Annotated in this window: 21 protein-coding genes and 1 rRNA gene; 7 read left to right on the top strand and 15 right to left on the bottom strand. The window is 63.8% G+C overall.

What is annotated here, in order from left to right; all coding sequences use genetic code 11:
- Positions 1-52: 52 nt before the first annotated feature.
- On the top strand, positions 53-823 hold the full coding sequence (locus GW587_RS29175; protein ID WP_166108418.1) for an exodeoxyribonuclease III: 771 nt from the start codon (positions 53-55) through the stop codon (positions 821-823).
- A gap of 131 nt (positions 824-954) precedes the next feature.
- Complete coding sequence (locus GW587_RS29170) at positions 955-3,999, top strand: Ig-like domain-containing domain (protein ID WP_166108417.1); 3,045 nt, start codon at positions 955-957, stop codon at positions 3,997-3,999.
- 3 nt (positions 4,000-4,002) lie between these two features.
- Here GW587_RS29170 and GW587_RS29165 read toward each other — a convergent pair whose 3' ends face one another.
- The 13 genes from GW587_RS29165 to GW587_RS29105 form a co-directional block, all read right to left on the bottom strand.
- On the bottom strand, positions 4,003-4,890 hold the full coding sequence (locus GW587_RS29165) for a pseudouridine synthase (RefSeq protein WP_166108416.1): 888 nt from the start codon (positions 4,888-4,890) through the stop codon (positions 4,003-4,005).
- On the bottom strand, positions 4,890-5,762 hold the full coding sequence (locus GW587_RS29160) for a M48 family metallopeptidase (RefSeq protein ID WP_166108415.1): 873 nt from the start codon (positions 5,760-5,762) through the stop codon (positions 4,890-4,892). The genes GW587_RS29165 and GW587_RS29160 overlap by 1 nt, the downstream gene beginning before the upstream one ends.
- Positions 5,749-7,017, bottom strand: coding sequence for an AmpG family muropeptide MFS transporter (locus tag GW587_RS29155; RefSeq protein WP_166108414.1), 1,269 nt, complete (start codon positions 7,015-7,017; stop codon positions 5,749-5,751). The genes GW587_RS29160 and GW587_RS29155 overlap by 14 nt, the downstream gene beginning before the upstream one ends.
- On the bottom strand, positions 7,017-7,634 hold the full coding sequence (gene metW, locus GW587_RS29150; protein WP_166108413.1) for a methionine biosynthesis protein MetW: 618 nt from the start codon (positions 7,632-7,634) through the stop codon (positions 7,017-7,019). The genes GW587_RS29155 and metW overlap by 1 nt, the downstream gene beginning before the upstream one ends.
- Positions 7,631-8,746: a homoserine O-succinyltransferase MetX gene (gene metX, locus GW587_RS29145; protein WP_229259710.1), complete on the bottom strand. Its 1,116-nt coding sequence runs from the start codon at positions 8,744-8,746 to the stop codon at positions 7,631-7,633. Before metX ends, metW begins: the two co-directional genes overlap by 4 nt.
- A 110-nt stretch (positions 8,747-8,856) precedes the next feature.
- Positions 8,857-10,602: a phosphoenolpyruvate--protein phosphotransferase gene (ptsP, locus tag GW587_RS29140; RefSeq protein WP_166108411.1), complete on the bottom strand. Its 1,746-nt coding sequence runs from the start codon at positions 10,600-10,602 to the stop codon at positions 8,857-8,859.
- 44 nt (positions 10,603-10,646) lie between these two features.
- Complete coding sequence (locus GW587_RS29135) at positions 10,647-10,916, bottom strand: HPr family phosphocarrier protein (protein WP_166108410.1); 270 nt, start codon at positions 10,914-10,916, stop codon at positions 10,647-10,649.
- Positions 10,917-10,959: 43 nt separating this feature from the next.
- The gene (locus GW587_RS29130; RefSeq protein WP_166108409.1) at positions 10,960-11,367 is read right to left on the bottom strand and encodes a PTS sugar transporter subunit IIA; all 408 of its coding nucleotides are present in this window, start codon (positions 11,365-11,367) and stop codon (positions 10,960-10,962) included.
- 32 nt (positions 11,368-11,399) lie between these two features.
- Entirely contained in the window at positions 11,400-12,350 is a 951-nt protein-coding gene (gene gshB, locus GW587_RS29125) for a glutathione synthase (RefSeq protein ID WP_166108408.1), read from the bottom strand.
- A gap of 148 nt (positions 12,351-12,498) precedes the next feature.
- Positions 12,499-13,800 carry a glutamate--cysteine ligase gene (gene gshA, locus GW587_RS29120; protein WP_166108407.1) on the bottom strand — a complete coding sequence of 434 codons (1,302 nt, stop codon included), beginning with the start codon at positions 13,798-13,800 and terminating at the stop codon, positions 12,499-12,501.
- Between the two features lie 178 nt (positions 13,801-13,978).
- Positions 13,979-15,517, bottom strand: a complete 1,539-nt coding sequence (locus tag GW587_RS29115) for an ammonium transporter (RefSeq protein WP_166108406.1) — start codon at positions 15,515-15,517, stop codon at positions 13,979-13,981.
- An 11-nt stretch (positions 15,518-15,528) separates the two neighbouring features.
- Positions 15,529-15,867: a P-II family nitrogen regulator gene (locus tag GW587_RS29110; protein WP_008444920.1), complete on the bottom strand. Its 339-nt coding sequence runs from the start codon at positions 15,865-15,867 to the stop codon at positions 15,529-15,531.
- An 11-nt stretch (positions 15,868-15,878) separates the two neighbouring features.
- A complete protein-coding gene (locus GW587_RS29105) occupies positions 15,879-16,634 on the bottom strand; it encodes a TorF family putative porin (RefSeq protein ID WP_166108405.1) in 756 nt (251 codons plus the stop codon).
- 275 nt (positions 16,635-16,909) lie between these two features.
- On the opposite strand from GW587_RS29105, the gene GW587_RS29100 reads away from it, so the two are divergent.
- From GW587_RS29100 to GW587_RS29080, 5 genes are all read left to right on the top strand, one after another.
- Positions 16,910-17,170, top strand: coding sequence for an accessory factor UbiK family protein (locus GW587_RS29100; protein WP_166108404.1), 261 nt, complete (start codon positions 16,910-16,912; stop codon positions 17,168-17,170).
- Between the two features lie 96 nt (positions 17,171-17,266).
- The gene (locus GW587_RS29095; protein WP_166108403.1) at positions 17,267-18,778 is read left to right on the top strand and encodes a YifB family Mg chelatase-like AAA ATPase; all 1,512 of its coding nucleotides are present in this window, start codon (positions 17,267-17,269) and stop codon (positions 18,776-18,778) included.
- A 102-nt stretch (positions 18,779-18,880) separates the two neighbouring features.
- Entirely contained in the window at positions 18,881-20,590 is a 1,710-nt protein-coding gene (locus GW587_RS29090; protein WP_166108402.1) for a M1 family metallopeptidase, read from the top strand.
- On the top strand, positions 20,587-21,084 hold the full coding sequence (locus GW587_RS29085; RefSeq protein ID WP_166108401.1) for a hypothetical protein: 498 nt from the start codon (positions 20,587-20,589) through the stop codon (positions 21,082-21,084). The genes GW587_RS29090 and GW587_RS29085 overlap by 4 nt, the downstream gene beginning before the upstream one ends.
- Positions 21,085-21,260: 176 nt before the next feature.
- Positions 21,261-21,602, top strand: a complete 342-nt coding sequence (locus GW587_RS29080; RefSeq protein ID WP_166108400.1) for a DUF1840 domain-containing protein — start codon at positions 21,261-21,263, stop codon at positions 21,600-21,602.
- 11 nt (positions 21,603-21,613) lie between these two features.
- Here GW587_RS29080 and GW587_RS29075 read toward each other — a convergent pair whose 3' ends face one another.
- On the bottom strand, positions 21,614-25,519 hold the full coding sequence (locus GW587_RS29075) for a sensor histidine kinase (protein ID WP_166108399.1): 3,906 nt from the start codon (positions 25,517-25,519) through the stop codon (positions 21,614-21,616).
- A 93-nt stretch (positions 25,520-25,612) separates the two neighbouring features.
- Positions 25,613-25,719, bottom strand: a 5S ribosomal RNA gene (rrf, locus tag GW587_RS29070); the annotation flags it as partial.

Raw genomic sequence — 25,719 nt, 5'->3', positions numbered from 1 at the left:
CGCATTTTACCGCTACACTAATGCATTCCAAAATTTACGCAGCGATATCTCTATGCCAAAAATCATCTCCGCCAATCTGAACGGCATCCGTTCCGCCTCCAGCAAGGGCTTCTTCACCTGGATGGCCAAGCAGGACGCCGACTTCGTCTGCGTGCAGGAACTCAAGGCGCAAGCGCCCGACATGACGCCGGAATTCCTCAACCCGGGCGGCTACCACGGCCACTTCCACTATGCCGAGAAAAAGGGCTATTCCGGCACCGGCGTCTACAGCAAGATCGAACCGGACCGCGTGGTGATCGGCTTCGGCGCGCCGGAGTTCGACGCCGAGGGCCGCTATGTGCAATGCGACTTCGGCAACCTGACGGTGATTTCGGTCTACTGCCCGTCCGGCTCGTCCGGCCCGGAGCGCCAGGAAGCCAAGTTCCGCTTCATGGCGCTGTTCCTGCCGCATCTGCAGCAGCTGCACGCCGAAGGCCGCGAAGTGGTCATCTGCGGCGACTGGAACATCGCCCACAAGGAAATCGACCTGAAGAACTGGAAGGGCAACAAGAAAAATTCCGGCTTCCTGCCGGAAGAGCGCGAATGGATGACGCGCATCTTCGACGAAGTCGGCTACGTCGACGTGCACCGAGGCCTCGACCCGCGCGAGGAGCAGTACACATGGTGGAGCAACCGCGGCCAGGCCTACGCCAAAAACGTCGGCTGGCGCATCGACTATCACGTCGCCACCCCCGGCATCGCCGCCAAGGCCACCACCGTGGCGATCTACAAGGAAGAGAAATTCTCCGACCACGCCCCGCTGACCATCGAGTATCTGGCCTGAATCCGCCGGCGCCGCCCGGAGCGTTGTTTCGCAGCACAAAACCGGGCGGATAAAATTTACCAAATGGAAATTAGCGTGTGTAATTTGCTATCATGTGACTTTACTCCGTCCTTGATAGCCTTGAGACTTTTATGCCCACGCCTACCCTGCAATCGATCTCCCAGACCGGAAACACCATCGTACTGACCTTCGACCAGGCGATGAATTTGGGCAATGGCAATATCGTTATCAGCGACGGCCACAGCCAGGCTTATCTCAGCGGCGGACGCTTGCTGAACCGCATCGTCGGCGCCACCGACAGCCGCAGCGTCACGCTCAGCCAGGGCGCCAATGCGGGCGGCGACGACGGCCAGGTCAGCTACAGCGGCAACACCGTCACCATCACGCTGTCGAGCGCGCTCAAGGCCGGCCTGAGCTACAGCGTCACGATGAACAACGGCGCTCTCCACGCCGACAGCGGCGGCGCCGACTACGGCATCCTTTCCACCACGCTGACCCATTTCACCGTCGCCGGCGGCGTCGCCCCCAGCGCGCCCACTGCGGTGGCCGGCGCCGCCATCCACTTCATCGACAACGGCGACAGCAGCTCCGACTATGTCACCAGCGTCGCCGCGCAAACGGTCACCGGCACCATCACCGGCGCGCTGGGGGCCAACGACTTCGTCCAGGTGTCGCTGGACAACGGCGCCCACTGGCACCAGGCCACCACCAGTGGCAACACCTGGACCTACGTCGGCGGCATCGAAACGGCCAACCTGAGCAGCGTGAGCGGCGGCATGGCCGGCGTGATGCTGGCGCGCGTGAGCAATACCAGCGCGCTCAGCACGCAGACGGCCAGCCAGAGCTATGTGTACGCCGCCGCCACCGCCAACACCGCCGCGCTGACCGGGCACACGCTGACCTTGTCCCACGACAGCGACAGCGGCGCCTTCGACGACGACGGCATCACCCAGGACGCCACCAAGGTCGATGTCGACGTGCTGCAGGTGCATGGCTTCCATGTCGGCGATACGCTGCGCATCATCGATACCAGCAACGGCGACATGGTGGTGGGCCACTACGTCATCCAGGCCAGCGACCTGCTCTACGGCAGCGGCGACTATATTTCCAAGGACCAGAACAACCCAGGCTTCCGCGACAGCCTGTCGGTGACCCTGGACGCGCCGCTGAGCGCCGGCGCCCACAACCTGGCGGCGGTGATGGTGGACGCGAACGGCGTCGTCAGCGCGGCGCCCACCTCGGCCGCGACGATCACCGTGGACAACATCGCGCCAGTCCTGGCGAGCAGCTCGCCGACCGGGGACGACACCATGGTCGGCGCCGACATCACCCAGCTGGTGTTGCAATTCGACGAGTTCATCACCATCGAGAATGGTGCCACGATCATCATCAGGGACGACAACAACGCCGACAATTCCCAGACATTGACGCTGAACAGCGACAACGTCAGCGGCGGCACGCTGACCGTGGCGCTGCAGGCCGCGCTGACCGGCGGCACCCACTACACGGTCAGCGGCCTCGAAGTCAGGGATTTGGCCGGCAACGACGCCCACCCGGTGCTGCACTTCACCACCAGCGGCGACCACCCGCAGCCGGCCGAGGTCTACAGCGATTTCACTTTTTCCGCCGACGCCGGCGACAGCGACAACGACCTGATCACCAACGTGGCAGTGCAAACCGTCAGCGGCCGCTACACCGGCTTGCTGGATGCCGGACAAACCATACAAGTGTCGGCGGACGGCGGTTCGACCTGGACCGACGCCATCGCCGCCAACGGCCTCTGGCACGCGGACGACGTCACCTTGTTGAGCGGCAGCCATGATATGGTGGTGCGCTTAAGCAATGGCAACGAGCTCTACCGCGAGTATTTGCTGGACACCAGCATCACTTCGCTCGACGGCCACGCGCTCAGCCTTGCCGTCGGCAGCGACAGCGGCCGCTCGGACAGCGACAACATCACCAGCAGCGTGCAGAAGGTGTCGCTGAACGTGGCCGGCCTGCATGGATTCCACGCCGGCGACAAGATTCTGATTCTGGACACCAACAACAGCAGCACGCAGGTGGGCAGCTATGTGATCCAGTCCGGCGACCTGTACTACGGCGATGATTACTTCAGCGTCGGCCCGCAACTCTCCGGCCAACGCGAGAGCGTCGACATCGACATCAGCACGCCGCTGGGCGACGGCTACCACTATCTGGTCGCGCTGCTGGCTGATGCCGCCGGCAACGTCGGTACGCCTTACAGCGGCACCGTCACCGTCAAGGTCGAAACCCAGGCCTACAACAGCGACACGCTGACCGGCAACCACTTCATCGAGACCACCAGCAGCCTCACCGGCACGCTGACCGCCGCCGCCGCCGAAATAACGGACCAGATCGTCGAGGTGACCTTGGACCATGGCGTCCATTGGCAACAGGCGACGCTCACCGGCACCGACCCGAAACACGCCAACTGGAGCTTGGCCGCCGATCTGTCGACGCAAATCGAATACGGCGTGCGCATCGCCAACCCGGCCGACCACGTCACCGCGACCGCCTATTACCTGACCTCCAGGGACGGCGGCTACACCCATCCGGAGTATGACGACATCACGCTATACGCCGGCGGCGGCATCGACTACATCACCGTCGGCGCGCGCGCCTGGGTCGATGGCGGCGGCGGCTACGGCGACCAGATCGTGACCGGCGACGACTCCTTCGTTTCGGTGGGCAACGACAGCAGGGTCACCACCGGCAACGGCAACAACACCGTCAGCACCGGCTTCGGCGCCAACGTCACCACCGGCAACGGCGACGACACCATCTATTGCAGCACCATCGACGGCGTCACCATCCGCGCCGGCCTGGGCAACGACAAACTGACGGTCAATACGCGCGTCAACGAGCTGACGGTGGGCGGCCAGACCACCGATATCCGCGGCGTCGAAGCGCTGCACTTCGGCTACAGCGGGAACAATGATTTGACGATCAACAGCGCCGCCAGTGTGCGTACCTTCAGCGACACCGGCACGCTGACCATCACCGCAGCCTTTGCCGGCTCGCATATCCATCTGAACGGTTTGGTATGGATCTCGGATGGCATTCAGAACAACTACCAGTCTTACCACAGCAGCAGCAATGAAATCCTGTTGATCGGCCAGAACATCGCGGTCGACACGCTGGTCGGATCGGACTAGACCTTACAGGCTGCGCCGCGAGCGGAACTCGCGCCACTCGCCGCTGAGCGGATCGATGAAGCTGATGGCGCGCGCCAGCAGCTGCAGCGGCTGCGACACGTCGTCCTGCTTGCACGGCAGCGCCACCGGATAGAACGCGTCGTTGACGATCGGGATGCCGAGCGAGGCCAGGTGCAGCCGCAGCTGGTGCTTGCGGCCGGTGTGCGGATACAGCCGGTACAAGGTGTGCTCGGCGCGGTGCTCGATGACGTCGACCAGTGTTTCCGAATTCGGCTCGCCCGGCTCCTCCTTCATGATGAAGAACTTGTCGCCGTCGACCATGCGGCTGCGGTAGGTGAACGGAAATGCGCGGCCATGCAGGCGCGGCGCCAGCGCTTCGTATTCCTTCTCGATCACGCGCTTCTGGAACATCGACTGGTAGGCGCCCCGGCTGGCCTCGTTGCGTGAGAAGATCACCACCCCGGCAGTCTCGCGGTCGAGCCGGTGGATCGGCGTCAACGCCGCCTCGCCCAGGGTTTTCTTCAGCCGCACCAGCAGCGTCTCGTGCAGGAAGCGGCCGGTCGGAATCATCGGCAGGAAATGCGGCTTGTCGACCACCACCAGATGCTCGTCCATGAACAGGATCTCTTCCTTAAACGGAATCGGCGTCTCGGCCTCCAGCTCGCGGTAGTAGAAGATGCGCAGCCCGCGCTTGAAGGCGCTGTGCGGCGCCAGCACCTTGCCGTCGCCGTCCACCACTTCGTTGCGCGCCATGCGCTCGCGCCACGACGCTTCCGCCACATCGGGAAAGCGCGCCACCAGGAAGGTGATCAGGTCCGGCCAGCGTCCTTCCGGCAGATACAGATAGCTGGGCGCGACGCCGTCGCGCATCGGCAGCGGAGCCTGCGGCATTATGAGCGCGGCAGGGCCAGCGAGTGATACGCCGGCAGCGCGGCCGGATCCAGCCCCTTGGCCTTGGCGTACACCGGCAACACCAGGTGCATATTCTTGTTCATCTCGTTGATGCGGTCCTTGCCGCTCGGGTGCGTCGACAGGAAGGGCAAGGGCTGGCTCTTGTTGACGGAACCCATCTTCTGCCACAGCGCGATCCCGGCGCGCGGATCGAAGCCGGCGCGCGCGGCCAGGTCCATGCCGACCAGGTCGGCCTCGGTCTCGTCGCCGCGCGAGTATTTCAGCGCCAACCCCTGCGCCGCCATGCCGGCCGCCGCGTCGCCGACGCGTGGGTCGACGCCGAAATAGGCCGAGCCGACCGCGCCGAGGATGCGCGCGCCGACCGAGGTGACGGTGTTCTTGCCGGCCTGCTCGCGCGCGTGCTCGCGCAGCGCGTGTGCGATCTCGTGGCCCATGACCATCGCCACCTCGTCGTCGGTCAGATTCAGCTTGGTCAGGATGCCGTTGTAGAAGGCGATGCGCCCGCCCGGCATGCAGAAGGCGTTGACCGTCGGCGAGTTGAGCAGGTTGACTTCCCACTGCCATTTGGCGGCGTCCGGATTCCAGCGCGCGGTGAAGGGGATCAAGCGCTTGGCGATGGCGCGCAGGCGGATCAGTTGCGGATTGCGGTCGGTGGCGACGGCGTCTTTCTTGTGCGCCTCGCTGAGCATCTGGTTGTATTGCAGCTTCGACTGCTGGTCGAACTGGCTGGCGTCGCCGCCCAGGCCGCGCAGACGCGACATGCTGGTGACGGGAATGCCATCGTTCTGGGCGTAGACCCCGGTGCAGACGAGCAGCGCCAGCAAGGCGGCGTTCAATTTAAGCTTTTTCATGTCGACTATTCCAAGGAGCGATTTTTGGCAGCATCATCATTGCAGGAAACGCCAAAACAAAGCACACGATAAAGAACCAGAACCATCCGGTTTCAGCAACAATATACCCCACCGAGGAATTGATGAATGTGCGCGGCACCGCCGCCAGGCTGGAAAACAGCGCGTACTGGGTGGCGGTGTAGCGCGGGTCGGTGGCGCGCGACATGAAGGCCACCAGCGCGGCCGAGCCCAGCCCCAGGCTGGCGAAAGCTTCGAAGCCGAACACGGCACTCAGCAGCACCGGATCCGGGCCGACGTTGGCCAGCCAGGCGAAACCGAGTATCGCCAGCGCCTGTAACACACCGAACACCCACAGCGCGCGGTTGATGCCCAGCTTGATCATCCAGATGCCGCCAACCGCGCCGCCGGCCAGGCTGGCCCACCAGCCGGTGGCGTTGGCCGCCAGCCCGATCTGCTTGGTGGTGAAGCCGATGTCGAGGAAGAACTTGGTCGACAGCGCGGTGGTCATGGTGTCGCCGATCTTGTACAGCAGCACGAAGCCGATGATCATCAGCGCCGAGTTCCAGCCGTCGCGCCGCACGAACTCGCGGAACGGCAGCACCACCGCCTCCTCCAGGTTCTTCGGCGGCGCGCCGTACACGGCGGGCTCCTTGGACATCAGCGTGCAGATGAAGCCCGGCAGCATAAAGGCCGCCACCACCCAGAACACCACTTGCCACGGCTGGCTGTCGGCCAGCACCAGGCCCAGCGCGCTCGGGATCAGGCTGGCCGCCTTGTAGGCGTTGACGATGATGGCCGCGCCCAGGCCCTGCTCTTCCTCGGCCAGGATCTCTCGGCGGTAGGCGTCGATCACCACGTCCTGGCTGGCCGACAGGAAGGCGATCACGCCGACGAACAAGGCGATCAGCGCCAGCTCGCTTTTCGGATCCAGCATGCCCAGCGCGCCGATCACCACGAACAGGCCGAGCTGGGTCAGCGCCATCCAGCCGCGCCGCCGGCCCAGCGAGCCGATGGCATACCGGTCCATCAGCGGCGCCCACAGGAATTTGAAGGTGTACGGAAAAGTCACCAGGCCGAACAGGCCCAGCGCCTTGACGTCCAGCCCGGCCTTGGCCAGCCACGCCTGCATCAGGTAGATCAGCGTGTACAGCGGCAGGCCGGAGCTGAAGCCGAGGAACAGGATGGAGACGGTGCGCTTGTTGAGGTAGCTGTACCACGGACGCGCCGCGCCGCCGCCCCGCTCCACGCCGGCCATCAGTTCGCCGCCTTGGTTTTTTTACGCAGGCGGAACACCGCCAGGTCGCCGCGCAGGTTGGGCAGGAAGGAGACGCGGCGGCCTTCGGCCAGCGCCACGCATTCGATCACTTCCAGGCCGCAGTCCTCGGCCAGGTCGCGGAAGTCGTTGATGGTGGCGCAGCGCACGTTGGGCGTGTCGTACCATTCGTACGGCAGCGATTCCGACACCGGCATGCGTCCCTTCAGCAAGGCCACGCGGTGCGGCCAGTAGGCGAAGTTCGGGAACGAGACGATGGCCTCCTTGCCGACCCGGACGATGTCGCGCAGCAGCGCCTCGACGTGCTTCATCATCTGCAGCGACGACAGGCACAGCACGGTGTCGAAAGAATTGTCGCCGAAGATCGACAGCCCGTTCTCCATGTCCTGCTGGATCACGCGCACGCCGCGCCGGGTGCTGTCGAGGACCTTGTCGTCGGCGATCTCGATGCCGTAGCCGCTGCACTGCTTGTCGCTTTGCAGATAGTCCATCATCACGCCGTCGCCGCAGCCGACGTCCAGCACGTGCGCGTTCTCGGGCACCCAGTGGGCGATGAAGGCCAGGTCCGGCCGGGCGGTGCTCAGTTCATTGAAGTTCATGCTGCGTCCTTTATCTCGTTCCACACCTGGCCGTAGTAGGCGCGCACCATGTTCATGTAGCGCGGATCCTCCAGTAGGAAGGCGTCGTGGCCGTGCGGCGCGTCGATCTCGGCGTAGGTCACCTGGCGCCGGTTGCACACCAGCGCCTGCACGATCTCCTGGCTGCGCTCCGGCGAGAAGCGCCAGTCGGTGGTGAACGAGGCCAGGAAGAACTTGGCGGTGGTGCCGGCCAGCGTCTTGGCCAGGTCGCCGCCGTGGCCGCGCGCCGGGTCGAAGTAATCGAGCGCCTTGGTGATCAGCAGGTAGGTGTTGGCGTCGAAGTATTCGCTGAACTTGTCGCCCTGGTAGCGCAGGTAGGATTCGATCTCGAAGTCGACGCCGAAGTCGAACTTGTAGTCGCCCGATTCGCCGATATCGCGCAGCTTGCGGCCGAACTTCTCCGCCATGTCGTCGTCCGACAGGTAGGTGATGTGGCCGACCATGCGCGCCACCCGCAGGCCGTTCTTCGGCACCACGCCGTGTTCGTAGAAATCGCCGCCGTGGTAGTCCGGATCGGACAGGATGGCCTGGCGCGCCACGTCGTTGAAGGCGATGTTCTGCGCCGACAGCTTGGCGGTCGAGGCGATCACCACGCAGTGGCGCAACCGGTCCGGGTACATGATGGACCAGGCCAGCGCCTGCATGCCGCCCAGCGAACCACCCATGACGGCGGCGAATTGCGTGATGCCCAGCTCGTCGGCCAGGCGCGCCTGCGCCGCCACCCAGTCCTCCACCGTCACCACCGGGAAGGCGGCGCCGTACGGTTTGCCGGTGGCCGGATTGCCGTGCATCGGCCCGGTCGAGCCGAAGCAGGAGCCGAGGTTGTTGATGCCGATGACGAAGAATTTATCGGTATCCAGCGGCTTGCCGGGACCGACCATATTGTCCCACCAGCCCAGGCTTTTCGGCTGGCCTTCGTATTCGCCCGCGACGTGGTGCGAGGCGTTTAGCGCGTGGCACACCAGCACCGCGTTGGATTTGTCGGCATTCAGGGTGCCGTAGGTTTCGTACATCAGCATGTAGTCGCGCAGCGAGGCGCCGCTTTGCAGCAGCAGCGGCTGCGCGAAATGCATGGTTTGCGGAGAGACGTATCCTAAGGATGGCATTGTGGTTGAGTTTTTTTATTGGGGCGGCCCCACGGGCCATCTATCAAGGCGGCGCCGCGAGGATGGGCGCCGCCAACTTACATCGACTGCAATTGTTCGACCGCGTCTGCAATTACATTCGGTTCCATCGAGCGCATGATCTTGCGGGTCTGCGGCACGATGCGCGCAAGGTCGCTGTTCAGGATTTCCTGCTTGACCGACAACAGCTGCGCCGGGTGCATCGAGAATTCCCGCAGCCCCATGCCCAGCAGCAGGCGGGTCAACTTGACGTCGCCCGCCATTTCGCCGCATACCGCGACGTCGATCCCGGCTTTATGGCCGGCCGCGATCGTCATCGAGATCAATTGCAGCACCGCCGGATGCAGCGGATTGTAAAGGTGCGCGACCTCATAATCAACCCGGTCGATCGCCAGCGTGTACTGGATCAAGTCGTTGGTGCCGATCGACAGGAAGTCCATGCGCTTGACGAACATCGGCAGCGCCAGCGCGGCGGCCGGGATTTCGATCATCGCGCCGACGTCGACCTGGTCGTCGAACTTGACGTTGGCCTCGCGCAGCTCGGCCTTGGCCTGGGCCACCATCGCCAGCGACTGGTCGATCTCGAAGGCGTGCGCCAGCATCGGGATCAGGATCCGCACCTTGCCGAACGCCGAGGCGCGCAGGATGGCGCGCAGCTGCGTCAGGAAGATCTGCGGCTCGGCCAGGCAGTAGCGGATCGCGCGCAGGCCCAGCGCCGGATTCAGCGCGGTGTGCTCGCTCTGGTCGAGCGGCTTGTCGGCGCCGATGTCGAGCGTGCGGATCACCACCGGGCGGCCCTTCATCGCCACCACGGCACGCTTGTACTGCTCGAACTGCTCGTCCTCGGACGGGATCTTGTTGTTGCGGCCCATGAACAGGAACTCGGAGCGGAACAGGCCGACGCCGTTGGCGCCCGCCTCCATCGCGGCCGCGCAATCGTCCGGCAGCTCGATGTTGGCCAGCAGCGTGATCTCGGTGCCGTCCTTGGTGACGGCCGGGGTCTTCTTCAGCTTTTGCAGCTTCTTGCGGGCGCGCAGCGCGGCCGCCTGGCGTTCGCGGTACTGCTCCAGCACCAGCGCGCTCGGATTGGCGATCACCACGCCGGCTTCGCCGTCGATGATCAGCCAGTCGTCCTGCTCGATCAGGGTCGAGGCGCCGGACATGCCGACCGCCGCCGGAATGTCGAGCGAACGCGCCACGATCGCGGTGTGCGAGTTCTGGCCGCCGACGTCGGTGACGAAGCCGATGAAGGAACGGTCGCGGAACTGCAGCATGTCGGCCGGCGAGATGTCGTGCGCGACGATGATCATCTGCGGCTGCGGCTCGTCGTCGCCGCCGTTGCCCGGCAGCGGCAGCTGCTCGGTGCCCATCAACACCTTCAGCACGCGCTCGGCGACTTGCTGGATGTCGGCCTTGCGCTCGCGCAGGTACAGGTCTTCGATTTCGTCGAACTGCGCCGACAGCTCGTCGATCTGGGTCAGCAGCGCCCATTCGGCGTTGTAGTGGCGGGCGCGGATGATGTCCAGCGGCGCCTCCGAGATCATCGGGTCGGACAGGATCAGCGCGTGGACGTCGATGAAGGCGCCCAGTTCGGTCGGGGCGTCCTTCGGCAATTCATTCCACAGGGTCTGCAGTTCCTTGTGCACCTGGGCCAGCGCCTGCTGCAGGCGCGCGACCTCGGCCTCGACCTGCTCCTCGGCCACCAGGTAGTGCTTGACGTCGAGCGCGGCCGGCGCCATCAGGTGGGCGCGGCCGATGGCGATGCCGCGCGAAACCGGAATGCCATGCAGCGTGAACGAGGCCATGGGTGGCCCCGAGAGGGAACGGGGGCGGCTGCGTTCCGACGGCATTACTCGCCTTCGCCGAACTTGTCGTTGACCAGCGCGCTGAGCGCGGCGACGCAATCGGCTTCGTCGGGACCGTCGGCTTCCAGCGTGACTTTGGCGCCCTTGCCGGCGGCCAGCATCATCACGCCCATGATCGACTTGGCGTTGATGCGGCGCGCGTTGCGCGTCAGCCAGACGTCGCTTTGAAATTTTGCTGCCAGTTGGGTGAATTTGGCGGAGGCACGCGCATGCAAACCAAGCTTGTTGATAATCTCAAGTTCTTGTTGAATCATTTTTCTTTTGTCTCAATCAGAAATGCGCACTGCAAAAAAAACGTCAGGGTTCCCCGACGCGTATCCGGTTATCGACTCGCACCGCTCCGCTCTGTGCGCCAGCCAAGGCCATTTCCACCACCACGTCCAGCGAGTCGCGGCGATAGGTGATGGCGCGCAGCAGCATCGGCAAGCTGATGCCCGCGATCACCTCCACCCGGCCGGCGTCGGCCAGGCGGTTGCAGCAATTGGCGGGCGTGCCGCCTTTGACGTCGGTGATCACCAGGACGCCATCGCCGGCGTCGAGGCGCTTGATCGCCGCTGCTGCCAGGGCCTGGACTTCGCCGAGGTCCTGGTCGGCGATCACGTCGATCGCCTCCAGCCGCTCGGTGGGACCACGGAACACATGGGCGCAGGCCGCGATAAAGGCCTGCCCCAGTGGTGCGTGCGTCATAAGCAGTATGCCAACCATATTCTTAAACCGCCAGTGTGATTAAACAATTATTATCGGCCCTGCGCCACGGCCGCTTCGACCGCGTCGATGAACATGGCGGCGACCGGGAAGCCGGCCTGCTGCGTGATCTCCTGGAAACAGGTCGGGCTGGTGACGTTTACTTCCGTAAGGAAATCACCGATAACATCCAATCCTACCAGCAACAGGCCACGGGCGGCCAGTATCGGTCCCAGCGTGGTGGCGATTTCGAGGTCGCGCTCGGTCAGCGGCTGGGCCACGCCGATGCCGCCGGCCGCCAGGTTGCCGCGCACTTCGCCGTTTTGCGGGATGCGCGCCAGCGAAAACGGCACCGGCTTGCCGCCGATCACCAGAATCCGCTTGTCGCCCTTGACGATGTCCGGGATGTAGCGCTGCGCCATGATGGTCTGGCGGCCGTTGTCGGTCAGCGTTTCGATGATGGAACCAAGGTTCATGCCGTCGGCGGTGACGCGGAACACGCCGGCGCCGCCCATGCCGTCCAGCGGCTTCAGGATGACTTCCTGGTGCAACGCGTGGAAGGCGCGGATGCGCGCCTCGTCGGACGTCACCAGGGTCGGCGAGGTGAATTCGCTGAACTGGGCGATGGAGAGCTTCTCGTTGTGGTCGCGGATCGCGGACGGCTTGTTGAACACGTTCGCGCCCTGGCGCTCGGCCAGTTCCAGCAGATAGGTGCCGTAGACGTATTCCATGTCGAACGGCGGATCCTTGCGCTGCACGATGGCGTCGAACTCGCCCAGCTTGACTTCCTGCTGCGGCGCGGCGCGGTACCAGTCGTCGGCGTCGCCGGTCATGGTGATTTCGGCCACCTCGGCGTAAACCACGCCGCCGTCGAGCGCCATGTCTTTTTGCTCGAAGGCGTAGACGGTATGGCCGCGCTTGGCCGCCTCCACCATCATGGCGTAGGTCGAATCCTTGTAAGTCTTAAAGGTCGACAAGGGATCGGCGAGGAAAGCTATTTTCATGGGCGCATCCGTAAGGGGTAATGCCTGATTTTAGCCGAGATTGGCAACTCAAGCCCGCGCCGGCCGGCGAGTGAGCCGCGGCCTGACCCGGTGAGGCGGGGTCAGACCCCGTCCGGGGTCTGACCCTTGTACGCCGCCGTGCGGGTTTTTAATACACTTCCGGGTTCGGATCGGTGCGTTCCATCTCCAGCGACGCCGCAAGCAGCGCCAGCCGCGCCACCACGCCGTACACATAAAAGCGGTTCGGCGCCGCCGTGCCCGGCTTGGCCTTGAGGTCCGGCACCGCGTGCTGCTGCGCGAACGCCAGCGGAATGTACTGCGACCCCGGCGCGTTCAGGTTCTGGTCGATGCCCTTCTCGGCGTGCACGCGGTAGAAACCGCCGACCACATAACGGTCGATCATGTACACCACCGGCTCGGCCACCGCGTCCTTGATGCTCTCGAAGGTCGGCACGCCCTCCTGGATGATGAAGTCGGTCACTTCCTTGCCATCCTTGATGACGATCATCTTGTCGCGCTGGGCCTGGCTCAAGTCCTTGATTTCACTGGAATCCTTGATCGTCAGGATGCTGGTGCCGTAGGTTCCGGCGTCCGGCTTGACGATCACGAACGGCTTCTGGTCCTTCATGCCGTATTCCTTGTACTTCTTCTTGATCTTGGCCAGCAGCGCGTCGACGTTGGCGGCCAGGCAATCGTAGCCCTCGCCGGTGCGGAAGTTGACCGCGTCGCACTTGGCGTGGAACGGGTTCAGCATCCACGGATCGACGCCGATCAGCTTGCCGAACTTCTTGACCACTTCGTCGTACGCGTTCATGTGGTTGCTCTTGCGGCGCAGCGCCCAGCCGGCGTGCAGCGGCGGCAGCAGGCTTTGCTCATGGATGTTTTGCAGGATGTCCGGAATCCCGGCCGACAGGTCGTTGTTCAGCAAAATCGTGCACGGATCGAAATCCTTCAGCCCGACGCGGCGCCCGTTCGGCGAACGCACCAGCGGCTCGACCACCAGCATGTTGCCGTCCGGCAAAGCGATCGGCGTCGGCTGGGTGACGTCCGGCGACAGCGAGCCGAGCCGCACGTGCAAGCCGGTCTGGCGGAAGATCTGCATCAGCCGCGCCACGTTTTGCCAGTAGGCCGGGTGGCGCTGGGTCACTTCCGGGATCAGCAGCAGATTGCGCGCGTCGGGACAATACTTGTCGATCGCCGCCATCGCCGCCTGCACCGACAGCGGCAGCATTTCAGTGGCCAGGAAGTTGAAGCCGCCCGGGAACAGATTGGTGTCGACCGGCGCCAGCTTGTAGCCGGCGTTGCGCATATCGACCGAGCAATAAAATGGCGGCGTGTGCTCCTGCCACTCCAGGCGGAACCAACGCTCGATGGCGGGGGTCGAAGCCAGGATTTTTTCTTCGAGGTCGAGTAGCGGTCCGGTCAGGGCCGTGGCGAGGTGGGGAACCATGATTACTTCCTTAAATGATGCGGGAGGACGACCCTCCAGGCACACAGAACACCGAATATTACCGTGTAGATACCCCAAATCGGGGCAAAAACCCTATTTTAAAGGCGGGCAATAAAAAAAGCGCCTCTTTGAAGGCGCTTTTTGCTCCCGCCGTGGCGGGACGTTACTACAAGATCAATTAAGCGTGGTAAGCGGACTCGCCGTGGGTGGTGATGTCCAGGCCTTCGCGCTCTTCTTCTTCCGGAACGCGCAGACCGATGACGATATCGACCAGCTTGTAGGCGATGATCGAGACGATGCCCGACCACAGGATGGTGACGCCGACGCCGGTCGCCTGGGTGATCACCTGGGCGGTCATGTCGTAGTCAGCCGATGCCTTGTTGGCAACGTAGTCGAAGACGCCCTGGCCACCCAGCGACGGTGCGGCGAACACACCGGTCAGGATCGCGCCCAGGATACCGCCGACGCCGTGCACGCCGAACACGTCCAGCGAGTCGTCCGCGCCCAGCAGTTTTTTCAGGCCGTTCACGCCCCACAGGCAGATCACGCCGGCCAGCAGGCCCAGCACCAGTGCACCCATCGGACCGACAAAGCCGCAGGCCGGGGTAATGGCGACCAGACCGGCCACCGCACCCGAAGCGCCACCCAGCATCGATGGTTTGCCTTTGAAGATCCATTCAGCGAATACCCAGGCCACGGTCGCGGCGGCGGTCGCCAGCAGCGTGTTGACGAAGGCCAGCGCGGCGATGTCGCCGGCTTCCAGCGACGAGCCGGCGTTGAAGCCGAACCAGCCGACCCACAGCAACGATGCGCCGATCATGGTCATGGTGACCGAGTGCGGCGCCATCGATTCGCGGCCGTAGCCGACGCGTTTGCCGATCATGTAGGCACCCACCAGGCCGGCGACTGCGGCGTTGATGTGCACCACGGTGCCGCCGGCGAAGTCCAGCGCGCCTTTTTGGAACAGGAAACCGGCTTTCGCGGTTTCGGTCGCCAGCGTGGCGGCGTCCTTGATCGCGTCCGGACCGGTCCAGAACCAAACCATGTGGGCCATCGGCAGGTAAGCGAAGGTGAACCAGATCACGATGAAGGCCAGCACGGCGGTGAACTTGGCGCGCTCGGCAAAGGCGCCGATGATCAGGCCGCAGGTGATGGCGGCGAACGTGCCCTGGAAGGCGACGAACACGAACTCAGGAATCACCACGCCTTTGCTGAAGGTGGCGGCGTAGGCGAAGGTGCCTTTGACCGGATCCCAGATGTTGTTCAGGAAGGTGCGGTCATGCAGGTTGCCGAAGAACGCATTGCCTTCGGTGAACGCCAGCGAGTAACCGTAGATGCACCACAGCACGATGATCACGGCGAACACCATGAACACTTGCATCAGGATCGACAGCATGTTTTTGGAACGGACCAGGCCGCCGTAGAACAGCGCCAGGCCGGGAATCGTCATCAGGATCACCAGCAGGGTCGAGACCATCATCCAGGCGGTGTCGCCTTTTTGCGGCGTCGGCGCGGCGGCGGCGGGAGCGGCTTCGGCGGCGGCCGGGGCCGCAGGCGCGGCTGCGGCGGGCGCGGCTTCAGGAGCGGCGGGTGCGGATGCGGCGGCGGCGGCTACCGGCGCTTCGGCTGCCGGCTTGGCATCCTGAGCGTGAACCGGCGCGGCGAGTGCGAACAGGATGGATACCCCAGCTAGCAAGCTTGTTATAGTTTTCTTCATCAATCTTCCCCTTAAAGAGCTTCGTTGCCGGTTTCACCGGTACGAATGCGGATCACTTGTTCCAGGTTGTACACGAAGATCTTGCCGTCACCGATTTTGCCGGTGCGGGCAGCGCCTTCGATCGCTTCGATAGCCTGTTCGACGATGGAATCGTCCACCGCCGCTTCGATCTTGGTCTTCGGCAGGAAGTCCACTACATACTCCGCACCGCGATACAGCTCGGTGTGGCCTTTTTGACGACCGAAGCCCTTGACCTCGGTCACGGTAATGCCTTGCACGTTGATCGCCGAAAGGGCCTCGCGGACCTCGTCTAGCTTGAACGGCTTGATAATGGCGGTAATCATTTTCATACTGGCCTCGCTTAGAAGGTTTTGGAAATAGTAAGTACAGCCCCGCCTTTGCCGAGGTTCTTACCTTGTCCGACGTAGGCATCGGTATTGGTCTTGAAGCCGGCCAACGCCACCGTCACTACGCCGAAATCTTTGGTCACGCCGACTTTGTAATCGCTATAGCTGGCCGCGCCGTTGTTGCGCACGTTCTGATGACCCGCGTGCAGGTTCAGGGTGTAGCCGTCATAGATCTCGCCGTTGAACTGGGCATCGAAGTAACCGGAATTCTTGCTGTCCGCAAAGCCGAACAGATTGCTGGTCGATTGCGAATACTTGACCGAGAACGGGCCGGCCGAGATCTGCGCATACAGCTCGAAGGTGTTGGCGCTCGGGTGCAGCTTGTTCGATGGGTAGGCGTAGTACAGGCCGCCGACGTCGTAGGCCAGGTCATCGGTGATCTGGCCGCGCTTGCCCGCATAGATGTCCCACTCGACGCTGCCGTCGCCGCCGCCGTCCTTGATCCATTTGATGTTGGACAGCCAGGTGCCCGCATACAGACCCGAAGGGTTGTTCACATAGTCGGCGCCGCCCTGCACCGCCGGCTTGAAGCGGGTCTGCGAGATGCCACGGAAACGGTATTCGCTGACACCGGCGATGTTGTAGGTGACGACGTTGTCCGGGACCGGTTCGGCTGCGGCCGCGGCCGGGGCGGCTTCCTGGGCTTGCGCCATGGAGGCGAATGCTAACGTCAATGCTGCGATCAGGGTAAAGTTCTTGGCCAGTTTCATTTTGTTTTCCTAGTGAGTTGAACTTAGTTGGCAGTTGCGGTTTAAAATCCGTATGAAGCGAAGCAATGAAAAGCATCCATGGCTTCTTTAGCAGAATGCGTGCCAGCTAATGTTGTCTAGGAGATAGCTGGCATATCATCAACGACAATGGGTCTATTCACCCCAAAGTGGGAATCGGCGCCGGTGCGGCGTTGGATTTGCAGGATTTCGCACCACATTGACGCCGATGCGCACCGAAATAGTGCGTCAGCGGCCCAACCAGATCAAGGAATATTATGGATATGAACACTTTTTTTAACGACTTGCAAAACAAGATCAGCCAAGCAATCGAAAACTCACCAGCAAAGGACATTGAGAAGAACGTCAAGTCCATGATGACGCAGGGCTTCTCCAAGCTGGATCTGGTCACGCGCGAGGAATTCGATATCCAGACGCAAGTGCTGGCCAAGACCCGCGCCAAGCTGGAAGCGCTGGAAACCCGCCTGGCGGAGCTGGAAAGCAAAGCGGACGGCAAGGTCGACGGCAAGATCGTCTAAGTTGACGCTCGCGCCCGCCCGTTTGGGCTAGCGCAAGGCGACGCGGCGGGCTTGGGCTACGCTGGCGGCTGGATCCCCTTGTCCGCGCGCCATCCCATGAGCCTAGCCGTACTCAAAAGCCGCGCCCTGGCCGGTATGAAGGCGCAGGAAGTCAGCGTCGAAGTGCATCTGGCCAACGGCTTGCCCAGTTTCGCCATCGTCGGCCTGGCCGACACCGAGGTCAAGGAAGCCAAGGACCGGGTCCGCGCCGCGATCCAGAACGGCGGCTTCGAATTTCCCGCGCAACGCATCACCGTCAACCTGGCGCCGGCCGACCTGCCCAAGGAATCGGGCCGCTTCGATTTGCCGATCGCGCTCGGCATCCTTGCCGCCTCCAAACAAATCCCCTCCACCCGACTGCACCAATACGAGTTCGCCGGCGAGCTGTCGCTGTCAGGCGAATTGCGGCCGATCCGTGGCGCGCTGGCGATGTCGCTGGCCACCCGGCGCGACGGCGGCCGGCGCGCCTTCATCCTGCCGCAGGCCAACGCCGACGAAGCGGCGCTGGTCGCCACTGCCGCCATCTATCCGGCCGGCTCGCTGTTGCAGGTCTGCGGCCACTTCGCCGCCAAGTCGGTGGACGCCATGCTGTCGCGACACGAAGCGGCGCCGCAGCCGGTGCCGCCGGAATATCCCGACTTCGCCGACGTCAAGGGCCAGGTGCTGGTCAAGCGCGCACTGGAAGTGGCGGCGGCCGGCAACCACAGCATTTTGCTGGTCGGCCCGCCCGGCACCGGCAAGACCATGCTGGCGGCGCGCTTCGCCGGCCTGTTGCCGATGATGACCGACGAGGAAGCGCTGGAGGCGGCGGCGGTGCAATCGCTGACCGGCGAGTTCCGCATCGAGCAGTGGAAGCGCCGGCCGTTCCGCTCGCCGCACCATACGTCTTCCGGCGCCGCGCTGGTCGGCGGCGGCAGCGTGCCGCGTCCCGGCGAGATTTCGCTGGCGCATCGCGGCGTGCTGTTCCTGGACGAATTGCCGGAATTCGACCGGCGCGTGCTGGACGTGTTGCGCGAGCCGATGGAATCCGGCCGCATCACCATTTCGCGCGCGGCGCGGCAGTCCGACTTCCCGGCCCACTTCCAGCTGATCGCCGCCATGAACCCGTGCCCGTGCGGCTACGAAGGCCACCCCAACGGCGTGTGCCACTGCTCGCCCGACCTCATCAACCGCTACCAGGGCCGCGTCTCCGGCCCGCTGCTGGACCGGATCGACATGCAGATGGTGGTCGGCCCGGTGCCGCCGGAAATCCTGGCCGCCGACGCCGACGGCGAATCGTCGCTGGCGATCGCGGCCCGCGTGCAGGCGGCGGCCGAGCTACAGCTGCGGCGCCAGGGCAAGCGCAACCAATACCTGAGCACGCGCGAAATCGACCAGTTGTGCAAGCCGGACAAGGGCGGCAAGGCCAAACTCAAGCAGAGCATGGAACACTTCCAATGGTCGGGCCGCGCCTACCACCGCATCCTGCGCGTGGCGCGCACCATCGCCGACCTGTCGGGCAGCGAACGCATCCTGGAAAAACACGTCATGGAGGCGATGCAATACCGCCGCGCGCTGCACCCGCGCTGACGCGCCGTTTTAAATTCTGCCGATCGGCGCGCCTAACATTCCCTCTTCGTTAGTCATGCTGCTATATTGTCCGCAGAACATTTATAACCCGCCAGGAAGCCCATGACCCGCCTGCCTCTCTATCTCGCCGCCAGCGCCGTGCTGGCCGGCTGCGCCAGCACCCAAGCCCCCGTCACCGAATTCACCTCCAACTCCGGCAATCCGCGCGCGCCGGAGCAGCTGGCGGTGACGTTTGAAACCGTCGACCTGGCGCTGCGCGTCGACCCGGCCACGCAAAGCATCAGCGGCGACGCCGCGCTGACCTTTCTGCTGAAGGAACCGCTGACCCGCATCGCGGTCGAACTCGACCGCAATCTGCCGGTGGATGCCGCCAGCGTGGACGGCGTGGCGCTGGCGCCGTCGGCGATCAGCAACCCGGACGGCCGTCTCTACCTGACCCTGCCGACGCCGCTGGCGGCCGGCGCCCGCACCACCGTGCGCATCCGCTATCACGGCGTGCCGCACGTGGCCAAGCGCGCGCCATGGGACGGCGCCTTCATGTGGAGCAAGACCGAGGACGGCCAGCCATGGATCTCGACCACCGTCGAAGGCGAAGGCTGCGACATGTTCTGGCCGTGCATCGACCATCCGATGGGCAAGCCGCAACTGATCGACCTGCACATCAGCGTGCCGTCGCCGCTGGTGGTGGCCGGCAACGGCATCGCGCTCGGCATGGACGAGAAGGATGGCTGGCGCACCTACAACTGGCGCGCCAAGAATCCCAGCACCTACGGCGTCGCGCTCAACATCGGCCCGTATGAAATGCTGTCGGCCGACTACGCCAGTCGCTACGGCAACACCATTCCGCTGCGCATGTGGTACCTGAAAGGCCACGATAAACAGGCGCAGGGCTTGTTCAGCGAATTCGCGCCGATGCTGGATTTCTTCGAACGCCGCATCGGTCCCTACCCGTTCGGCGACGAGAAAATGGGCGTGGTCGAAACGCCGCACCTGGGCATGGAGCACCAGACCATCAACGCCTACGGCAACGGCTACGCCAAGTCCGCCTACGGCTACGACTGGCTGCTGCACCATGAACTGTCGCACGAGTGGTTCGGCAACCAGATGACCAACGCCGACTGGGACGACATGTGGCTGCACGAGGGCTTCGGCAGCTACATGCAGCCCCTGTATCTGCAATCGCTGCGCGGCGAGATGGAGTTCCAGGCCGAACTGTTCAACCAGCGCAAGGCGATCAAGAACAAGGCCGCCGTGGTCAGCGGCAAGTCGATGCGCATCGAGGACGTCTACGACGCCGAACGCGGCGGCCCCGGCAACGACATCTACGTCAAGGGCTCGCTGATCCTGCATACGCTGCGCAACCTGATCGGCGACGACGCCTTCTTCCGCGCCACCCGCCGCATGGTCTACGGCAGCGAGACGCCGGCGCCGGGCAACTTCCAGCCGCGCTGGAGCAGCAGCAAGGAATTCATCGGCTTCGCCAACCAGGCCAGCGGCCGCGACCTGGGCTGGTTCTTCGACGCCTATCTGTACCATGCCGCGCTGCCGGAGCTGGTGGAGGAACGCAGCGGCGACAAGCTCAAGCTGAGCTGGAAGCTGAAGGACGGCGGCGCCTTCCCGATGCCGCTGGAAGTGCGCGTCGACGAGCGCGTCGAAAAACTGGCGATGACCGATGGCAAAGGCGAGCTGACCCTGCCGGCCGGCGCCGGCTACACCATCGATCCGGCGTCGCGCGTGCTGCGCCAGCAAGCCCATATCGAGGAATGGCAGCGCGCCGAGGAAGCGCGCAAGAAGAAGGCGAAAAAATCGTGACGCGACTTTCCGTGGCGCTGCTGCTGGCGGTCGCATTGTCCGCCTGCAGTCCGAAGTACGATTGGCGCGATTACCGCAGCAACGACGCGCCGTACGCGGTGCTGTTTCCCGGCAAGCCCGCGAGCCAGACCCGCAGCGTCAAGCTCGACCAGCTGGAGGTCAGCATGACGATGGCGGCGGCCGAGGTCGACGGCGTGATCTTCGCCGTCGGCAGCGCGCAGCTGCCGGACGCGGCGCTGGCGCCGGCGGCGTTGACGGCGATGCAAACCGCGCTGATGAACAACATCGGCGCCAGCGTCGCCGGCAATCAGTCCTCAGCCGCCGGCACGCTCGACGTCACCGGCACCGGCAGCGGCAACGGCGAGGCGATGCGGCTGATCGGCCGCTTCCTCGCCAAGGACAAGAGGATCTATCAGGTGATCGTCATGGGACGCGCCGGCAAGATCGAGCAGGAGAGCGTCGAGACCTATCTGAGTTCGTTCAAATTAAACTGAATTCATGTCTTGGCTTAGAAAATGCTTAATGGATGTGCGGCAGCGTCCATACAGCTGAGCGCGCACCTTGTAAAGTCGCAGCCATGACCTAATGTCTAATGTGACGGAAAGCACCGTTGCCATCGAGAACCGGCGCGCCGTGGAAACATTCACCAATAAGACTAAGAAAGCGCTCTATGTTAATTGCATTCAAATCCAAATCCAGTCCAGAAGTCCTGATGTATCAGGAGCATGCCCAGCGCATTCTCGACCTGCTGCATAAAAATCCGACCCGTGGCGTCATCACGGCGGCCGAGGCGGCGGAAGCGCTGTCCGTGCTGGAGCATGAAGTGTCCGAGAGCAAGCTGCACCCGGAAAACGACGTCGAACGCGATGTGCACGCGCACGAAAAAGAAGAAGGCGAGACGGTGGAACACGCCGTGATGCAACGCGTGCATTTCTCGGCGCGCGCCTTCCCATTGCTGGAGATGCTGCGCGCCGCCAAGCAGGACAACGAGAGCATCATCTGGGGCGTCTAAGCCGCGTCCGCTCAGTCTCCCGCTAGAGAAGCCTTCAGCGGGAGATCCATCGTAAAGCGGGTGCCGACGCCGACCACGCTGTCGACCCGTATCGTGCCGTCCAGCAGCGACGTGACGATGTTGTAGGTGATGCTCAAGCCGAGGCCATTGCCGCCCTGCCCCAGTTTGGTGGTGAAGAAGGGATCGAAGATGCGCGCCTGGTGTTCGATGGCGATGCCCCTGCCGTTATCCTGGAACACGATACGCACCTGATCCGAGCCCAGGCGCACCGCCCACAAACGGATCTCGCCGCCGCTGCGGTCATCGAAGGCGTGCAACAGCGCGTTGTTGATCAGGTTGATGACCACCTGCCCATACGGTCCCGGGAAGCTGTCCATCGAAATATCGTCCGGCATGTCCAGTTCGATCTGATGACCCGCCTTGCGGATCTGGTTCTTCATCGTGGTCACGATTTCCTGGCTGGCTTGGTTCAGGTTGAACTCGCGCCGCTTGGCGCTGGCCTGGTCCACCGCCACCTGCTTGAAGCTGTTGACCAACTCCGCCGCATTGCGCAGGCTGCGCATCAACAACGTCGACGCTTCGCGCGCGGCTTCGATGAAGCTGTTCAGATCGGAGCGGCGCATCGCGTTCTGGTTGTTGCGCGACTCGATCTCGGTGGTCCGGTCCTCCAGCGTGCTGGCGATCACCAGGCTGTTGCCGATCGGCGTGTTCAGCTCATGCGCGACACCCGCCACCAGCGAGCCCAGCGCCGCCAGCTTTTCGCGTTCCACCAGCTGCTGCTGGGTGTCCAGTAATTTGCGGTATGAATCGGCGTTGGCGAACGCCACCGCCACATACGAAGCCAGCGTGGTCAGCATGTCGAGGTCGATGCGCTGGTAGGCGTCGGCGCGATAGCTATGCACGGTGATCACGCCGCGCACCTGGCCGCTGACGGAAATCGGCACATAGATCAACGAGCGCGGCTCGGTCGGCAGCGAACCGTCCTCCAGCGTTCCCATGTGGTCGGCGCCGGACACCATGTCGAGGTTGGCGATGTAATGCTGGTATTCCTGCTCCAGGTCGTTGATGAATACTTCCCGCGCCTGCAGGATGCACCACACCGCCAACTGGTTGGGCTCGCGCATGCTGCGCGTGTAAGGCGTATAGCGCTTGCCCTGCTCCATCGCGAACGGATACTCGATCAGCTCCTGCTCCGGCCGGTAGATGCCGATGCCGAAGACGCTGGCGTCCATCAATGCGTGCACCTGCTGGTACAGCATCGACATGATGGCTTCGCTGTCGAGGTTGGCGGTGATACGGCGGCCGATGTCGGACAGCAGTGAAATATTCCGGTGCGCCAGTTCCACGCTTTCCTTCTGCCGCTCGACCTCCTGTTTCTGCCGCTCGACCGAGGCGTTTTGCAGCACCAGCTCGCGGGTGCGGCTGCCGACCTGCACTTCCAGTTCCTGTTTTTGCCGCATCAGCCGGCGGATGCGCAGGCGGAACAGCAGGTAGGCGCCGCCCAGCACCAGGCTGGCCACCAGCAGGCGGAACCACCAGGTCTTCCAGAACGGCGGCGCGATGGTCAGCTCCAGCGACACCGGCTCGGTGCTCCACACGCCGTCCTTGTTGGCCGCCTTGACGCGGAACACGTAGCGGCCGGGGTCGAGATTGGTGTAGGTGGCGAAGCGCTTGCTGGCGTCCGCCATGACCCATTGCGGATCGAAGCCCTGCAACTGGTAGGCGTAGCGGTTACGCTGTGGATCGGCGTGATGCACGCCGGCGAACTCGAACGAAAACACCGCGTCGCGATAGGTCAGCGCCAGCGACTTCGCTTCATAAATCGGCCCTTGCGGCAGCACGTCGGGGCGCGCCACATCGCTCAGGATCGATTGGTTGAAAATCGAAAAATCGGTGATCGACACCAGCGGCGGATACGGGTTGTCGTGGATGTCCGCCGGCTTGAACGCGGTCATGCCCTCCAGGCCGCCGAAATACAGCGTGCCGTCCGGCGCGCGGTGGCCCGAGCCGATGAAATACGAGCCGTCGATCAAGCCGTCCTTGGAGGTGTACTCCTTGAATCGGCCGGTCTCCGGATTGAACAGCGAAATACCGGCCGTGGTGCTGATCCACAGCTGGCCCTTGTCGTCGGGCAGGATGGCGCCGACCGGATTGGAGGCCCGGCCGCCGCTGGCCGGATAAAAGCGGAAATGCAGCGCGCCTTCGGCGCCTTGTTGCGCCATGCACAGGCCGGCCGCCGTGCCGATCCACAGTCGCCGCTGCGCGTCCTGGTACAGGAAGTGCACGCGCTTGTGGCTCAGGCTGTCCGGATTGCGCGGGTCATGGCGGTAATGCTGGAACTTGCCGCCGGCGGGATCAAAACGATCCAGGCCGTTCTCAGTGCCGATCCACAGGATGCCGTCGCCGTCCTGCATCAAGGCGTAGATGCGCCCGCTTACGGTGGCGTCTTCATCCGGATCGATGGGATAGGTGTGGACCGCCAGCGTGCTCGGATCGATGCGGTGCAGCCCGGCGCGCGTACCGGCCCAGATCACGCCGGCGCGGTCGACCAGCACCCGCTGCACGGAACTGGCCGCCGTCCCTTCGCCCAGCGATACCCGCGAGAACATGCCGGTGACCGGATCGCGCCACACCAGGCCGCCGATGGCGCCGATCCACAGTCGGCCCTGCTGGTCGGTGTCGAGCGACATCAACTGGTCGACCGGGAGGCCGCCCGGCGACCGTCCGTCGCGCCGCCACACCTCGATGCCGCGTTGCACGGTATCCAGCCGCACCAGCCCTTCCGCCGTGCCCAGCCACAGCTTGCTGCCGCCGGCGCTGGTGATGGTGCGCACTTTGCTGCTGAGGATGCCTGGCATGACGCCGGGCGACTCGGAGTAGCGCTCGAAGCCGCCACTGCTGAGGTCGACGCGGTCCACGCCCGCGTACCAGTTGCCGACCCACAGGGTGCCGGTGCGGTCCTGGTATAGCGCGCTGATCTGGTTGTCGCTGATGCCGTGACGGTTCACGCCGTCCCGGCGGTAGCTGTAGAAATGGCCGGTGGCGGCATCGCGCCGTTTCAGGCCGTCGACAAAGGTGGCGGCCCACAGTGTGCCGTCATGATCGTGCAGCAACCTGGTGACGCGTTGCTCGGGCAGCGCATCGGCGGCGGGTAGCTGGATGGCTTCGGCGGCGGTGCCGTTCACGCGCCATGCTTGCAGGCCGTTCAGCGTGCCGGCCCACAGCACGCCGTCGGCGCCCAGCGACAGCGACAAGATGTGATTTGCCGGCAGCGCCTCGCGCGTGCCGAAGTGGCGGAACTTGTCGCCGCCGGCCGGCATCATCTCCAGGCCGCTGGCGGTGCCTATCCACAGGTTGCCCTGCTGGTCGCGCGCCAGCGCGTTGACGCGCTCGTCACTGATGCTGTCGTGATCATTGTCGGCGTGGCGCAAGGTCCTGACCTGGCCGCTGGCGATATCGAAGTGCTGCAAGCCGTCGCTGGTGGTCAGCCACAAGCCGTTGGCGCCGTCGCCGACGATGTTGGTGACGGACAGGTTGCTGTCCTTGCTCAAATAATGGACGAAGGACCCGGCCGCCGCGTCGTAGCGGTCCAGGCCGCCTTTGCTGCCGATCCAGATCCGGCCGGCCGCATCCTCGAACAGCGCCTGCACATAATTGTCGAGCAGGCTGCGCGGATTGGCGGGATCGTTCTTGAACGCCGTCACGCGGTAACCGTCGTAGCGGTTCAATCCGGCCTGCGTTCCCAGCCAGATGTAGCCGTACTTGTCCTGCAACACGCTGGTGACGGATTCCTGGGTCAAGCCCTGTTCGACGCCCAACGGTTCGAACCGCAGGCTCAGCGACGACGCCTGGCTCAGGGTGCATATCGCGCCCAGCAGAAGCGCACACAGATGGATGGCACGTATTACAAAAGGCATAGGGTTGCATCTCCGAGATCAGCCCATTTTAATGCACAAAAGCAAAAAACCCCCAACCAGGTTCACCTGGAAGGGGGTTTTTCTATATAACTAGCTTGACGATAACCTACTTTCACACTGGTTGCAGCACTATCATCGGCGCAGAGTTGTTTCACGGTCCTGTTCGGGATGGGAAGGGGTGGGACCAACTTGCTATGGTC

Origin of the sequence: Duganella aceris (assembly GCF_011090165.1) — a bacterium.
Classification (GTDB): domain Bacteria; phylum Pseudomonadota; class Gammaproteobacteria; order Burkholderiales; family Burkholderiaceae_D; genus Rugamonas; species Rugamonas aceris.
The sequence above is the reverse complement of the archived record's forward strand: the minus strand, read 5'-3'. Positions and strand labels throughout refer to the sequence as shown.